The 15246-nt window shown below is 44.6% G+C and carries 12 protein-coding genes; 9 read left to right on the top strand and 3 right to left on the bottom strand.

The window, feature by feature from the left end; translation table 11 throughout:
• Window positions 1-500 precede the first annotated feature (500 nt).
• The 4 genes from ACM0OZ_RS26855 (at window position 501) to ACM0OZ_RS26870 (ending at window position 5846) form a co-directional block, all read left to right on the top strand.
• Window positions 501-941 carry a secondary thiamine-phosphate synthase enzyme YjbQ gene (locus tag ACM0OZ_RS26855; RefSeq protein WP_414585879.1) on the top strand — a complete coding sequence of 147 codons (441 nt, stop codon included), beginning with the start codon at window positions 501-503 and terminating at the stop codon, window positions 939-941.
• A 463-nt stretch (window positions 942-1404) separates the two neighbouring features.
• Window positions 1405-4440, top strand: a complete 3036-nt coding sequence (locus ACM0OZ_RS26860) for a filamentous hemagglutinin N-terminal domain-containing protein (RefSeq protein WP_414585880.1) — start codon at window positions 1405-1407, stop codon at window positions 4438-4440.
• Window positions 4441-4721: 281 nt separating this feature from the next.
• Window positions 4722-4946: a hypothetical protein gene (locus ACM0OZ_RS26865; protein WP_414585881.1), complete on the top strand. Its 225-nt coding sequence runs from the start codon at window positions 4722-4724 to the stop codon at window positions 4944-4946.
• A 12-nt stretch (window positions 4947-4958) separates the two neighbouring features.
• On the top strand, window positions 4959-5846 hold the full coding sequence (locus ACM0OZ_RS26870) for a HEAT repeat domain-containing protein (protein ID WP_414585882.1): 888 nt from the start codon (window positions 4959-4961) through the stop codon (window positions 5844-5846).
• A 210-nt stretch (window positions 5847-6056) separates the two neighbouring features.
• On the opposite strand, the gene ACM0OZ_RS26875 is transcribed toward ACM0OZ_RS26870, so the two are convergent.
• The gene (locus ACM0OZ_RS26875) at window positions 6057-6734 is read right to left on the bottom strand and encodes an SDR family oxidoreductase (RefSeq protein WP_414585883.1); all 678 of its coding nucleotides are present in this window, start codon (window positions 6732-6734) and stop codon (window positions 6057-6059) included.
• A gap of 157 nt (window positions 6735-6891) precedes the next feature.
• On the opposite strand from ACM0OZ_RS26875, the gene ACM0OZ_RS26880 reads away from it, so the two are divergent.
• The 4 genes from ACM0OZ_RS26880 (at window position 6892) to ACM0OZ_RS26895 (ending at window position 11191) form a co-directional block, all read left to right on the top strand.
• Complete coding sequence (locus tag ACM0OZ_RS26880; protein WP_414585884.1) at window positions 6892-7299, top strand: hypothetical protein; 408 nt, start codon at window positions 6892-6894, stop codon at window positions 7297-7299.
• A 457-nt stretch (window positions 7300-7756) separates the two neighbouring features.
• Complete coding sequence (locus ACM0OZ_RS26885; RefSeq protein WP_414585885.1) at window positions 7757-8071, top strand: hypothetical protein; 315 nt, start codon at window positions 7757-7759, stop codon at window positions 8069-8071.
• Between the two features lie 324 nt (window positions 8072-8395).
• On the top strand, window positions 8396-10123 hold the full coding sequence (locus ACM0OZ_RS26890) for a succinate dehydrogenase/fumarate reductase flavoprotein subunit (protein WP_414585886.1): 1728 nt from the start codon (window positions 8396-8398) through the stop codon (window positions 10121-10123).
• A gap of 447 nt (window positions 10124-10570) precedes the next feature.
• Entirely contained in the window at window positions 10571-11191 is a 621-nt protein-coding gene (locus ACM0OZ_RS26895) for a TMEM165/GDT1 family protein (protein WP_414585887.1), read from the top strand.
• 258 nt (window positions 11192-11449) lie between these two features.
• Here ACM0OZ_RS26895 and ACM0OZ_RS26900 read toward each other — a convergent pair whose 3' ends face one another.
• Window positions 11450-12310, bottom strand: a complete 861-nt coding sequence (locus tag ACM0OZ_RS26900) for a tetratricopeptide repeat protein (protein WP_414585888.1) — start codon at window positions 12308-12310, stop codon at window positions 11450-11452.
• Between the two features lie 373 nt (window positions 12311-12683).
• Here ACM0OZ_RS26900 and ACM0OZ_RS26905 point away from each other — a divergent pair, with 373 nt between their 5' ends.
• A complete protein-coding gene (locus ACM0OZ_RS26905; RefSeq protein WP_414585889.1) occupies window positions 12684-13685 on the top strand; it encodes a hypothetical protein in 1002 nt (333 codons plus the stop codon).
• Window positions 13686-13805: 120 nt separating this feature from the next.
• On the opposite strand, the gene ACM0OZ_RS26910 is transcribed toward ACM0OZ_RS26905, so the two are convergent.
• Window positions 13806-14975 (bottom strand): homocysteine biosynthesis protein, encoded by a 1170-nt coding sequence (locus tag ACM0OZ_RS26910; protein WP_414585890.1) that lies wholly within the window; start codon window positions 14973-14975, stop codon window positions 13806-13808.
• Window positions 14976-15246: the final 271 nt, after the last annotated feature.

The raw sequence follows: 15246 nt of genomic DNA on the forward strand, positions 1-15246 counted from the left end.
CATTCCTCAAGAACCCCACCCCGCCAAAGCTGCGCTTAGGCTCCCCTCCCCTTAGCAAGGGGAGGGGATTAAGGGGTGGGGTTCAGTCAACGTGGGAATTATAACTCAATAGGGTTCAGTTAAGGATTTTAGTGGCATTCGCGTTCTCTGTAGAGACGCGCCATGGCGCGTCTCTACAATGTGGTTCTACTAAGGGTTTTCGTCTTATCTGAACCGTATTGAATTATAACTAATTAGCCGAACATGATATTACACCTTACCCCAATAAAGCTGCGCTTTATTTCCCCTCTCCTTTGCAAGGAGAGGGGTTAGGGGTGAGGTTTTGATCTGCAACTTAGTATAAGGTGGGTTAAGGCAGTGTAACGCATGAACTTGAAACTATAGCAATCCTAAATATTTGTCAACAACAAGATTCCCGACTTCTTGAAGAAGTCGGGAATCTGAACCTTTTCAAATACCCACTCTACAACTTTCTAAATAAACAACACAATATTGACAATATGCCAATCATTAATAACTTAATTGAAATCGAAAGACAACCAAAAATTAATATTCATAATCTCACACCCCAAATCCAAGACTTGATAGCGTTAACCTCAATTATCAATGGTCAAGTTTTAATTTTTTCTCGCCATACAACTACAGCATTAGCTATCAATGAATATGAAGAAAGATTGTTAGAAGATATCAAAGTTTATTTGCAAAAATTGGCACCGGAATCAGACCGCTATTTACACAATGACCTGCACTTAAGAGAAAACATTCCACCAGATGAACCAATGAATGCTCATTCTCACTTAATGGCTATGACTTTAAGTACAAGTGAAGTCATTCCTATTGTGGATGGAAAATTAGGTTTGGGAACTTATCAATCTGTGTTGTTTTTTGAGTTAGATGGACCGCGCAAAAGGACTGTGTTTTGCCAAATTTCTGGCGAGTGAGCTATTAGCAAAAGTACTTGGCGATACAAAGGCTAATTATGCCAGACAAGTACAAGATTCTGACTTTTCACGTCATGTGTAAAAACCAACGCGAAACCTAACCCCCCAGCCCCCTTCCCACCTCTCCCTAGCCCTCTCCTAAAAGGAGAGGGAAAAGGAATAATGTTTGTAGCTGGAAGGGGGTAAGGTCAAAGCCTCTCTCCTTGCAGGAGAGAGGAATGGAAGCGAGGTTCGACCGAACCCGTGAAAAGTAAGGTACAAGATTGAACAAAATCGTCACATTTTTTATCTCAATGTAATTGCATCTCGTAGTGAGCGCTTAAGCGCTTACTACAAAATTTTATTAATTTTAGGTAATTTTAGGCATAGAGCAGTTGACAATAAAAATCAAACCAATAATTTTGATTTTTGATAATTTTGGTTTCCTAGACACTGAGTAACTCTTGCTATCTGGAGGGGTGCAATGTCTGCCATGACTACTCGTTGGGGCTGGTTATTAGGAATTGCCATTGGTGGTGCATATACTTTGAGTCCAAATTGTGTTCAGGCTCAAATTACACCGGATGCCACTCTCCCCAATAATTCCATCGTTAACATCAATGGTAACACCATCAATATCACTGGTGGAACGCAAGCAGGAACCAATCTATTCCACAGCTTCCAAAAGTTTTCTGTTCGCCAACCTGAAGGAGCTTTCTTTAACAATGCTGTAGATATTCAAAATATCATTAGTCGCGTGACTGGTGGGTCAATCTCTACCATTGATGGTTTCATCCGCGCTAATGGTACAGCTAACCTGTTTTTGATTAATCCCAATGGAATTGTCTTTGGACCAAATGCGCGGTTGGATATTGGCGGCTCTTTCTTTGCAAGTACCGCTAGTAGTCTGAAATTTGCTGATGGCACAGAGTTTAGGACAGACGGTACCCAAACAACACCATTGCTGACTATAAGTGTTCCATTGGGTCTGCAATTTGGGGCGAATCCAGGAAAAATTCAAGTACAGGGGGATGGTCAAGGGACAAGGTTAACAACTGATTTGATTGATACAGCAAATGCGCTGCGGTTAGGAGCCAATCAAACCCTGGGATTGGTTGGTGGTGATTTAGAATTCTTGGGTGGAACGCTAAAGAGTACAGGCGGGCGGATTGAATTGGGCAGTGTGGGGTCAGAGAGTTTGGTGGGTCTCGTGCCGGTTGCGAACGGGTGGAGTTTGGATTATCGCGGTGTGCAAAATTTTCGAGATATTCAACTTTCACAACAAGCAATTGTAGATGCAAGTGGAATCGGGGGTGGAAATGTTCGTGTACAAGGCAGACGAATCACCCTCAAACAAGGGTCTCAGATTGAAGCGAGTACTTTAGGTTTGGAGTTTCAGTCAGGAGGAACCTTGGAAGTCACGGGTTCTGAATCAATTCAACTCGATGGTTTAGGAGCCACTTATCCAACGGGGATATTCACTGGAGCCTATGAAGGCGCAAATGGCAATGGGGGGAACATTATTCTCACCACTGGCTCACTTTCCTTAACTAATGATGCTCTAGTCGATACCAGCATCTTTGGACAAGGGGATGCAGGCAGTGTATTCGTACAAGCAGGCTCACTTTCCTTAACTGATGGTGCTCAACTCGATACCAGCACCTATGGACAAGGGAATGCAGGCAGTGTGTTCGTGCAAGCAAAGGATTCTGTTTCTCTTGCCAATAGGAGCACCATCTTCAGCAATGTGGCATATGGGGGTGTGGGCAAAGGGGGGAATATTAATATCACCTCTGGTTCCTTGTCTTTAAATGATGCTCAACTAATAACTCGTACCAACGGACAAGGGGATGCAGGCAGTGTGTTCCTGCAAGCAAAGGATTCTATTTCGATAACAGGTAGAAATACCTTCATTACTAGCGGTGTGTTCCCAAGTGGTGTGGGCAAAGGAGGCGACATCAACATCAGTGCAGCAACACTGTCCGTCACAGATGGCGCTCAACTACAAAGCGCAATTTTTGTAAATCCTGACCAGTTAGCAGGACAGGGAGATGCGGGGAATGTCAACATTGATGTCACAGGTGGGGTGACGATTGCCGGGGTGAACGAATTCCCCAGCGCCATTGTCAGCTTGTCATCGGGGGGAGTTGGCAATGGGGGTAACATCAATATTACTGCTGGCTCGTTCTCTTTAATTGATGGTGCTGTCATATCTGCCAACACCGCAGGACAAGGGAATGCAGGCACAATTCAAATTAATGCTACTGATGCTGTCAGGATTTCTGGAACGAATTCCACTTATGGATATTCCAGTCAATTATCTACAGGAACCGGCTCCTCAGGTAGAGGAGGGGATCTGATTATCAACACCCGCACCTTTACCGTGTCAGATGGTGCAGTTTTGAATACCGCAACCTCTAATGATGGCAATGGTGGCAATATTAAAGTGACTGCGAACCGGGTTGAAGCTATCAATGGGGGACAGTTTCTCGCCACCTCCTCTGGCAGGGGAAATGCAGGTAAGATTACGGTTAACGCTACCGACCAGGTAATCGTCTATGGCAGTGATGCGACTTTCAATGAGCGAATTGCCAAATTTGGTTTTACAAGAAATATTGAGAATGGTGCCAGTGGCTTGTTTGTACGTTCTCAAGGTTCAGGAAGTGCAGGAGATATTGAAGTAACCTCACCTAAAGTTCAGTTGGATAACTCCGCAAGGTTCATCGCTGATTCTGCATCAGGTAATGGCGGCAATATCAACCTGCGAGTCGGAGACTTACTGCTGCTACGCCGTGGTAGTCTCATCTCTGCTACTGCAGGTACTGCACAGCAGGGAGGTGATGGCGGTAACATCACTATCAATGCTCCGTCGGGCTTTATTGTCAGCGCTCCAAATGAAAACAGCGACATTACCGCCAATGCTTACAGAGGCAAAGGTGGTACAATCGATATCAACTCATTAGGCATTTTTAACTTCACTCAGCGTAGTCGAGAAGACTTGGTGCGCGAGTTGGGAACTAACGACCCAGAACTACTTAAACCTGAACGGTTACAAACTAACGACATCACAGCAATTTCCCTAACCAACCCAACTTTTAGCGGTCAGGTCATTATCAATACACCGGATGCTGACCAAAGCCTGGGATTAGTCGAACTCCCCACAGTGTTACCAGATACATCAAACCTAATAGCAGACATTGGCTGTGCTGCCATTGCTCGCACAGATTCTGACATAGAAAAAAACAAATTTACGATCACCGGACGCGGTGGTTTGCCTCCCAGCCCCTACGAACCCCTCAGCACTGATGTCGTCTGGTTAGACACTCGATTGTCAGCTATTACAACACAGCAACAACGTTCACAAGGAAGCGCTGCTAAACCACCATCTAAGAGTAACGTTGTGAAAATTGTGCCTGCTACAGGTTGGGTGTTCGACGGCAAGGGGAATGTTACCCTCATCTCCCATGCATCCAATGCCAATGGTTTGGGGTCTACTCCTGCTGGGTGTTCAAATAAGTAAAAGGATATACCTTTATATTCAGCATATTCTGGGTGAAGAACATATTATTTGAATAGCATACAGTTCTAGATTCTTGTGGGATGGGCATCTTGCCCGTCCTATATCCGGGCAGACCAAATGCCATACGTGTAAACAATCACGTTTAAGCCTTGATTCCACGTTGATTTACCCCACCCCCGTAAAGCTACGCTTCACGTCCCCTCCCCTTGCTAAGGGGAGGGGAGGTTTTGGCGCAAGACAAAACCGGGGTGGGGTAAAGCGAGAATTGCGAGATTTTACTTATGAACTCACCCACCTTAGGCGATCGCTTGAGGGCTGGCTTGGTGGTTTATCTGAAAAGCATAATGTGTACGCCGTGTCTAGGATTGCTGTATCTAGACAAAAAACAACGCTATGGGTTAAAAATCCTTTATACTTTAGATTTTGCGCTCAAAGAATTGAGACGAGATGCACAATTCTTATATCGCGAGTTTGAAGTTGATATATCTATAAGATTTTCTCAATAAATTTCTAGAATCATGCCTGTGACTAGATATACCCAGAAACTGCGCTTCAATGTCATTGCATCCCAAATAGCGATCGCTTTAGTCTGTTTTTCATCACCTTTACTAGTTATAAACACCGCTTGCGCACAACCACAGACTGAGACACAAATTAGTTCTTATATTCAACAGTTAAAGAACCCTCAACAGCGTTCTGCTGCAATAGATTATTTAGCAACTGTGGGTAAACCAGCCGTCCCCGCGTTAATTACAGCTTTGCAGGATAGCGATGCCCAAGTGCGTGCTAGTGCTGCAATCATTCTCGGTAAAATTGGACCAGCAGCCGCCCAAGCTGCAGTCCCCCTAGTACGAGCAATAGATGACAAAGATCCTACCGTTCGTTCTCATGCAGTCCAAGCGATCGGGAAAATTGGCAAACAAGCCTACGTTCCTCACTATATCGCTGCTTTAGACAGCGAGAAGAAATGGGAACGCTACAGTGCAGCCCATGCTTTACGCGCTATGGGAAAAGACGCTGCATCTGCTGTACCTGCTTTAATCAAAAAGTTACAAGATGAAGATCCTTGGATGCGCCAGAATGCTGGCTCTGCTTTAGGTAGTATTGGGAAAGCAGCAGTACCTGCAGTACCTGCTTTAGTTGCTCGTTTGCAAGATACAGATGAAACAGTTCGCTACAGTGCAGCGTATGCTTTGGGTGATATCAGTTTAAGTTTGCAGGAAAATCTTAATCAGGTATCTACAAAAGAATTGGACACAGTTGTCACAGACTTGGAAAAAGCTTTGAAAGTGTTGCAAAACCCTTCACTACAATTCCGCCCCCAAGCAATTACGTCTGTAAGCGACCCCCTCGCCGCCTTAAAGAACGAGAGACTCAAGCGGCTAAAGTCACAGTCGGCTAGGTGAAATTTTCATTCTAAATTTCACCTGTAAACTCACCGACCTTAGGCTATAAACCAATACGGTTCAGATAAGACCAAAACCCTTATCAGGAACACAATGTTGAACTCTCGGATGGCGCGTCTCTACACACGTGATTTTTTACACATCAACCTTAACTGAAGCGTATTGACCTATAATCTCACCGACCTTAGGCTATAAACTCATGACTAATAACTAATCCAAGGTAAATTCCTCAAACTTAGGTTGCCCAAACAGCATATTTCGATCTACCGCTGAGAAAACTTTATTGTTGGCGCGATCAGAATTCAAACATCGACAAACTAACTGAGCAACATCTGCACGATGGATGCTACCAGAAATGCGTGGTTCTTCGGTTAAAACTCCATTTCCAGTTGCGGGTTCCGACACAAGTCCACCAGGACGGATGATGGTGTAAGTCAGCCCACTTTCAATCAAGTGATTTTCAGCTTTTTCCTTTTCTACTAAAACGGGTCCTAATGTTTGCAAAACTTGGGGAGGTAAAGCAACAACACTGTTTCCACTACCAATAGAAGAAACAAGAATAAATTTTTGCACTCCTGCTTTGACTGCTGCATCAATAAGATTTTTATTACCTATATAATCTGCTCTTTCACCGTCTTTGGGTAAACCACCAATTGTACTTATAACTGCATAAATCGGTTCATTTGTCAGTATGGCACGTTCTACATCGTCCACATTTAAGGCGTCTCCCAGAACTACCTTAATGCCCATTGCTTCTAGTTCTGCACGAGCTGCTTCTGTTCTAAGAAGTGCTTTTACCTTTAGCTGTTGTTGGATCAAACACTTGGCAATTTCTAAACCAACGCCGCGACTTGCCCCAGCTACAAAAATATAGGATGTCGTTGTCATAGATATGTTTTTAAGTAACAATCGTGTAACAACTCATCAATATACAGCAATCTTACTTAATTATTTTATTATAAGCAGATATACTTAATCCAATAGTAGGAAGCACTTTTGTAGAAGTTCATGCCAAGGTATTAGATAATGGCGCTCAAATAAACTTATGGGTAAAAAATTAAAAAAAGACCTGGAAGAACATCAAGATGTACGAGTTGCTGCTACCTCAAGAATTTGGGGTATTGCTGTGGGAATGCTAGCAATTTGTATTCCGCTTTCAGTGGTGACGAGAAGTGGTCCAATTCTACCTTTAGCGACTCTGACAGGCGCAGCAGTGGGTACAGCTGCTGTGTGGCGTTCTGATGACAAAAAATCAAAAAGTAGCTCTTTGCCTCAGCAGAAAGTAGAACTGTTAGAGCAAAGAATCGCTAACTTAGAAACAATTGTTAGTAGTGAGGATTTTGATTTGCGGATGAAAATTAAACAGCTAGAACTGAGCGATTGCCCAAGGGGCAGTGGCAAAGCCAATCGCACCGAGCGCAACTCCCAAGGGCACCGCCTACCTGACAATTAGATAATTTTCATTCAAACCGTGTCTGTGTAAGGTGCAACTCTATTTATGGCAACCTATGGCAATTTTTAAACAATTGCCTTCATTCATAATTAAAATAATATTATTCATTTGATGAGTTTTCGTTCTATTATAACTATTTAATAATTGTATATAATAGGACTCCTCCGCAGATTTTTGAAGGACACGTAAGGTGGGCAGTGCGAACGCAAAACCCGGATGTAGTCGGCAAAATATGGTAAGCACTGCCCACCCTACAATACTTAAGATTTTTCATAAATCCTGCGCGGATTGCTATATTTAATAATTGATGTATTATAGGTAAAATTGCCTGGTTCCTAGAGAAAAAATGTTAGACAATTGTGAAGTGATATTACAATTGTTTCAAAAATATTTAAAAATCGTCGGATATCCAAACATGGTTCTAAGGTAGAACCAAAGGAGATGCTAGAGGCAAATTATGACGAATAACATTCAAAAGTATCGGTTTGTCTGTACCCTTACCTTCGGGGATATCTACGGTCAAATCATTATTTGGTTGATTACCATTACGATAAGTTTGGCGTCAGCTTTGGCGCTGATGGGTGCTAGACGACCGGTTTATGCTTTAGCCACTGTCGGACTTGTAGTTCTACTATCGTTGCCTTTCTTGCTTTTTGCCTTCGTAACCACCTTGCTAAATCACATTGAGGTGTCCCCCGTAGAAGCAGGGACAAAAATGGAACCAATACCTGGCAATATTTCCCAACAACAACCTGTACAAGCGACTAGCTGAATGGATTTTAGATTGAGGACTGGTTATTGGTTAGTGGTTAATAGTTAGTGGTAAAGAATAACTATTGACACTCCCCACCCTGCCTGACGGCTGAGGATGGGGATTCTGTAATCTACGTTGAGGAAGGGGTATTACGGCGCTTTTGATAACTAACAAATGTACAGACGCGCCATGGCGCGTCTGTACAACTAACAACTCCCTACTCCAAAATCCACAATTGAAACAACATCCCTGTCTGTTGGCGGGGAATTTTTTTTTAGAGATAGAATCTATCGCGTCTTTACAATAGAACAGCTATAACTTTTTTATAGTCGGGGGCTAGTTATGCTTGAACATGATGTGATTATTGTCGGGGGTGGGTTGGCTGGGTGTCGGGCTGCAGTAGAAATTGCCCGCACTGACCCCAGTTTGAATGTGGCTGTGGTTGCCAAAACCCACCCGATTCGTTCCCATTCGGTTGCGGCGCAAGGTGGGATGGCTGCATCTCTGAAAAATGTTGATTCTAGTGACACTTGGGAAGCTCATGCTTTCGACACTGTCAAGGGTTCCGATTATTTGGCGGATCAAGATGCAGTCGAAATTCTTACGCGTGAAGCGCCAGATGTGGTGATTGACTTAGAACACATGGGCGTTTTGTTCTCCCGTTTACCTGATGGTCGCATTGCTCAACGTGCTTTTGGCGGACATTCTCACAACCGCACTTGCTACGCCGCTGATAAGACTGGTCACGCCATTTTACACGAATTGGTGAGTAATTTGCGGCGATATGGTGTGCAAATTTATCAAGAGTGGTACGTCATGCGCCTGATTCTGGAAGAGGGTCAGGCGAAAGGTTTGGTGATGTACCACATTTTGGATGGGCATATTGAAGTAATGCGGGCTAAGGCGGTGATGTTTGCGACTGGTGGCTATGGTCGTGTTTACAACACCACGTCTAATGATTATGCTTCCACTGGTGATGGTCTGGCAATGACTGCCTTGGCTGGGTTGCCTTTAGAAGACATGGAATTTGTGCAATTTCATCCCACAGGACTGTATCCGGTAGGGGTGCTGATTTCAGAAGCAGTGCGCGGAGAAGGGGCGTATCTGATCAACTCTGAGGGAGAACGCTTTATGGCAAGATACGCTCCCAGCCGCATGGAACTTGCTCCGCGTGATATTACTTCACGGGCGATCGCCTACGAAATTCGTGCAGGTCGCGGTGTTCATCCCGATGGTAGTGCTGGTGGTCCGTTTGTTTATCTCGACCTGCGGCATATGGGTAAAGAAAAAATTATGAGCCGCGTCCCCTTCTGTTGGGAGGAAGCACATCGCTTAGTGGGTGTTGACGCAGTGACTCAACCTATGCCAGTACGCCCCACCATCCACTATTGCATGGGTGGTATCCCAGTCAATACCGATGGTCAAGTCCGCAGTAGTGGTGATGGTCTGGTTGATGCCTTCTTTGCCGCTGGGGAAACTGCTTGTGTTTCCGTACATGGCGCAAATCGCCTCGGCAGTAATTCCTTGTTGGAATGTGTGGTTTATGGACGAAGAACCGGATCTACTATAGCACAATATGTGCAAAAACGCAAGTTGCCAACCCTGGATGAGCAACGCTACATCACCGAAGCTCAGCAACAAATTCAGGTTTTGCTAGAACAGCCTGGAAAGCTCCGGATTAACGAAGTCCGCCAAGCCTTCCAAGATGACATGACTCAGTACTGCGGCGTGTTCCGTACACAAGAACTCATGCGTGAAGGTCTGCATAAAATAGAAGAATTACAACAAAAGTATTTACAAATATACTTAGATGATAAGGGCAGTTGCTGGAATACAGAAATTGTGGAAGCTTTGGAATTGCGCAGCCTGATGGTAGTAGGGCGGATGATTCTAGAATCCGCCTTAAATCGTCAGGAAAGTCGCGGCGCTCACTTCCGCGAAGATTACCCCGAACGGGATGATACCAACTTCTTGAAGCACACAATGGCTTATTATTCGCCAGCAGGAATTGATCTTCAATACCGTCCAGTGGCGATTACGATGTTTAAGCCACAAGAACGGAAGTATTGAATGGGGGATTGGGGATTGGGGACAGTTATCAGTTATCAGTTATCATGTACCAGCGCAGTTTCGAGTTACCACTGCGGCTGGTACTTGCGGCTGGTACTGTTCACTGTTGACTATCCCTAATCCCTGATCCCTGATCCCTACTGCTTTACTCAAACTGTGGATAGATGTATAATTACTTATGAAACGAAGGGGAGTAGCTGCTGGCAATAATATTAGCCAGTACACCTGAGTCAACATACTGGCAATAAGCCTGGTTCAGGTGACGAGAAATGTAAGGCTCTCAGCTTTGAGAATACGAGAAGTACTCAAAGACTGACTGTTGAGAGCAGATAAATTCTTGGAAGTGAGACCTTCACTAAGTTCACACAAAAAAGTGTGAGCTTGGTGGAGTCTCATCGCTCACATCAAGCTCACCAAGGTAAAAAATTCCTAAAGGAGCTTGAGAGAGTGTTAACAGCTTTTACTGCGGGTTTGTTATTAATTACGGTTTCCGAGCTAGGTGATAAAACATTTTTTATCGCCGTGATTTTAGCGATGCATCACTCGCGGCGGCTCGTCTTTGCAGGTGTGACAGCGGCTTTAGCTGCAATGACAATTCTTTCTGTTGTCGTAGGACAAGCAGTTTCTATACTTCCAAAAGTTTATATTCATCATGCTGAGATAGCTTTATTTCTTGGGTTTGGAATTAAGCTGCTTTATGATGCAAGTCGAATGCCTGCTTTTAGCTGTGATAAGGAAGTTGTAGAAGAGGCAGAAGCTGCAGTGAAACAGGCAGATATGCAACTGCCGAAAAAGAAAAATGCTTTAGCAATTTTAACAGAAGCCTTTGTCTTGACATTTATGGCGGAGTGGGGCGATCGCACACAAATTGCCACAATTGCTTTAGCCGCAGGAAATAACGCCATTGGAGTAACAACCGGTGCAATTTTAGGACACGCCATTTGTGCTGCCATTGCTGTTATTGGTGGCAGAATGCTAGCAGGGCGAATTTCTGAGCGGAAACTCACCTTCATAGGTGGATTTTTGTTTCTTTTGTTTGGTGTCGTAGCCGCTATCGAGGGAGCGTGACGCAATACCAATTCAAAATTCGCTCATTCAAAATTCGCTCATTCAAAAAGCCAGATATAACTTGGGTTTGGGAGTGTGTATCTGTCGCATTCTTTTTTCAAATTGGTATGTGGGGAGGACAAATCAATTCAAAATTCGCTCATTCAAAATTCAAAATTAGAAGTCACTCCCTCACTCCCTCCCTCCCTCATCCCCCTCATCCCCCTCATCTCCCTCATCCCCCTCACTCCCCTCATCCCCCTCATCTCCCTCATCTTTTTACGGAGTGCTACTCGGCGTTGTTGTTGGAGTAGGAGAGGGGGATTCACTTGCTTGCTTATTAATTTCGTCTCTGTACTGAGTTGGTGCTAAAGCCGCAGCTTTGGTAAACAAAGTTTTTGCTTCGTCAGTTTTGCCCTGTTGTTTGAAGAGCATCGCCTTGGCTAAAGCGGGACGAAAATCCTGTGGATCGTTCTTGATTGCCTCGTCATAGACAGTAAGAGCTTGAGGATACCGTTTTTGGGAGGCGTGTACGTTGCCCAAGAGCACTTGTACAGCGACTGTATCCACACTTCCAAGCTGATTTTTATTTGCTTGGGTTGCAGTATTGAGAGTATCTTGCAGCAAACCAACAGCTGCTTCGGGGCGACCTTGAGACAGGAGGAGAGCTACCATTCCTTGTAAAGCTTCAAGATTGCCAGGTTTACTTTGCAGAACAGAACGGTAAGCTTGAGCAGCTCCTTCCTTGTCGCCAATTTGCTGCTTAGCTTGAGCCAGCAGCACTGCGTATCTTGTTTGTTCTGGATTCAGCTTTGCTAACTTTTCTAAAGGTTCAATAATGCTCTTGATCTCACCGACACCTAAGCTAAGTAACTGTAAACGAGTCTCAAGCAAGCCTCGCAGCGCCGTTTGGTTGTCGCTTTCCCGCTGCAAAACCTGTTCATAACCCCGTGCTGCATCTTCCAGCTTTGATTTTTGATCAGAGGAAGGCGAACCACTTCTTGCGTTTGCGGACTGTTGGGTTGAGCTTTGCGTTTCATTAAACGCTCCAATGAGCGGCACTATTGAAACTCCGACAAAAGCAAGAAGTGCCAGCACCAAAATCACATTGACTATCCAGCGATTGCGAGGTTTAGACACAAAACCGTCCTTAAACTCTAATGACATTATCGTTTACAGAAAACATGAAAGTTAAAAATTTTAAAAACTTTGCGGAATCCCGCGAATTGATTGTGAATTTTATAACAAAAAGCAATGTACGCAATCTATGCAAGTGTTGACTTTAGGAGGAATAGTCTGAATTTTAGCTATGTTATGCTTCCGAAACTAGTGTAAAGGCGCTAAATTACAGATTTAGTGCGTGTATGCGAAATTTCGCGTCTTTAGTATCCCACAGAGCGTTGAGATAGGTTGTCTTGAAAGGAAATATACTTACAAGCGCCGCACAAACGCTCTTTCCAGCTGCCTTTGTAAAATCCCACAATGGGATGTGTCTCCGCCGCAAGGAGTTTTTATGACTTCCGACCTGATGCCGTCGCCTGAATCGTCCAACTCAGCTGCCTCTAAAGAAGCTTTAAACAGCAATGATGCAGCTACGAATGTAAATGCAGCGAACCCAACTTCTCAAGCAGAAGATTCGCCTGTAATCTCAAATGAAACTGCCAATACTGCCAATGATGAAAACTTAGTAAATCGGCTGCAACCGATTCCACCTCCTAGTGAACCAATGCAGTACCGAGCCATTGGCTTAGTACGAGGTCGTTACGTTGCCAGCAGCGAACAATTCACTCAAGGTGCAATGTTCACCTCAGATGGCGCAGAACTCGATGCCGTCCTTTTGGGTCGGATTATGAGTTTAGTTAAAAATCATTTGGACTTGGAAAAAGAACATCTGTGGGTCGTTTATCCACGTACTCGACAGGAAAACGACAAATTGCACGTACAAATTGTAGGAGTTTGGGAGCCAGAAAACTTAGCTAAACATCAAACAGTTGATGATGAAGAAGATTCAGCTACAGAAGATTTGCAAACAGCCGCTAATGGTTCATCAAATGCCCTCGTACCCTCATCAGAAGTTCCAGATGGTGGTTTTTCTGTTCGTGGCGAGGTTGTTTATCAATCTTTTGAAGGTGAACACTTGGTGGTCAAAATTAAGCAAGCTGCCCGCAAACAAGATGACAAACCAAAGTATTTCAAGTTGAAAATTAAAGGTAAGCTTGAAACTAAAGCAGTTAGTAAGTTTTGGGACTTGAAAGTCAAGCGGGAAGCTGACGAATTAGTTGTAGAAAGCGCTGAGGCGATCGCTGATTTACCCAAAAAGCGCAGACCACCACAACGAAGACCAGGGGGCGGTGGTCGTCGTCCTAGCGGAAGAAAACCATTTCCCCCAAGACAACGCAATGGCGAAACTCCACGCCCAGTGCGGAAGACAGGCGACTCCTCTGCGGCGCAAAAACCTGTATCTACAAAACCCGTTCCTAAACCTGTCAAGCGTCCTAAGCCACCGGAACAGTAGGGGATAAGGGGAAAGAGGAGCGAGACAGGGAAAGAGTGAGGGAGTGAGGGAAACAACTCTTGGTCCCTCACTCCCTCACTCCTTCGCTCTCCGTGTCTTCCCCCTTCCCTTGTCCTCTTATTAAAACTCCGTCCATCGATCCTGTGGAAGAAAAGACCGCTGCATCTCTATTGGGGCAACAGGCTCTGTTAGGGTAAAATCACCTGATGAAATCCATTGTTTCAACTCCATAGCAACTTGCTTGGAGAGAAATGCACTTGCAAGGGGTGCAACGCGCACAGTTCTGCCTTCTATGGTGATCCGCCCTGATTTGAGTTGGGTGTAACTGACTAAACCAAAGGTAGGACGGACGCGCCGGGGAATAGAAAAGTCTACTATCGGGGCTACCAAATCTTTATCTTGAACTGCACATCTTGCAACGACTTCTTCGTTCAACACCGGGAGTGGTACACCCACTCCCAACATCAAAGAAGGACCGTAACTCTTGAAGTAACACCCACGCACCCAACGAGCATCCATTTGCTTGGCATCACCAATTAAAGACAAAGTCGCAGCCGGACCAATAGGTGTACGATTGGGTAAGCGCTTTTGTAAGGGGAAGTGCTGCGTACCTTCCCAAGCAACATAACCAATACCGCCGCCTAGGAAAATTCGCGTGCCAATTCCAATAAGTTGCAGATCTGGGTCGTTGAGTAGGGGGGAGATGGCACCAGGGTTAGAGTAAACAGCATTGCTCAAACGCGGTTGTAAAGGACCGAGGTATGTGTAGAGTGGGCGATCGCCCCCATTCACACCAACTATAAAATTTTGATAAAGATTGCGGGGATTGAATAAATAAAACTGGTTTATCGTCTCACGAGTAATCGTCGTTTCAAAACTTGCTCTGGGATAACAATCTGTAACTTGTCCTAGCGATCGTACGTGTACGGCTTTACCAGCTATCAAATCTTCAATAACATGACCGCCACCGCGTTCCCGAACTTCTTCCCCGTCCATCACTTCCACCGCACAACTTGCACCCAAGTACAAATCTACTGCGCCAAAACCAGAGTATGCGGGTACTCCATCTAACCAGCAACGGCGGATTTTTATCGGCGGGTCAGTATGTCCTAAATTAATAATTGCACCGCTAGACTCCATCGGTTCAAAAGTGCCAGTGGTGATGACATCAACTTCCTTAGCAACTTTAGTAACACCGGCTTCTGCAACTCTTGCTTTTAATTCAAGAGCGGTCAAGACTACCGCTTGCTTGCGGCTGATTTTGTCATTAATTTCCGCAATGGTTCGCATATAAAATGCAAATTATATACTTAATCAGCTTGAATTCTACAAACTAAAACACAAGAAAACTCAAGATTATCAACTTTGGCAAGAAGGTTTCCATCCTCAGGTTATTTTGGATGAGGAAATATTTAGACAGAAGTTGGATTATATTCATAATAATCCGGTTAAAGGTGGCTACATAGATGATCCAGTTCACTGCTGGTATTCTAGCTATAGGAATTACATAGGGCAGTCTGGGTTGGTGCAAGTGGAGTTGATTCATTTGTAGGGGGACGTG

This window comes from Scytonema sp. PCC 10023, from assembly GCF_963920835.1.
Lineage (GTDB): Bacteria > Cyanobacteriota > Cyanobacteriia > Cyanobacteriales > Nostocaceae > Kalymmatonema.

Coding starts and splice junctions, on each gene's coding strand:
- ACM0OZ_RS26910 (WP_414585890.1), bottom strand. CDS start 14,975: ATGCGAACCATTGCGGAAATTAATGACAAAATCAGCCGCAAGCAAGCG.
- ACM0OZ_RS26865 (WP_414585881.1), top strand. CDS start 4,722: ATGAACTCACCCACCTTAGGCGATCGCTTGAGGGCTGGCTTGGTGGTT.
- ACM0OZ_RS26880 (WP_414585884.1), top strand. CDS start 6,892: ATGGGTAAAAAATTAAAAAAAGACCTGGAAGAACATCAAGATGTACGA.
- ACM0OZ_RS26860 (WP_414585880.1), top strand. CDS start 1,405: ATGTCTGCCATGACTACTCGTTGGGGCTGGTTATTAGGAATTGCCATT.
- ACM0OZ_RS26905 (WP_414585889.1), top strand. CDS start 12,684: ATGACTTCCGACCTGATGCCGTCGCCTGAATCGTCCAACTCAGCTGCC.
- ACM0OZ_RS26875 (WP_414585883.1), bottom strand. CDS start 6,734: ATGACAACGACATCCTATATTTTTGTAGCTGGGGCAAGTCGCGGCGTT.
- ACM0OZ_RS26855 (WP_414585879.1), top strand. CDS start 501: ATGCCAATCATTAATAACTTAATTGAAATCGAAAGACAACCAAAAATT.
- ACM0OZ_RS26885 (WP_414585885.1), top strand. CDS start 7,757: ATGACGAATAACATTCAAAAGTATCGGTTTGTCTGTACCCTTACCTTC.
- ACM0OZ_RS26890 (WP_414585886.1), top strand. CDS start 8,396: ATGCTTGAACATGATGTGATTATTGTCGGGGGTGGGTTGGCTGGGTGT.
- ACM0OZ_RS26870 (WP_414585882.1), top strand. CDS start 4,959: ATGCCTGTGACTAGATATACCCAGAAACTGCGCTTCAATGTCATTGCA.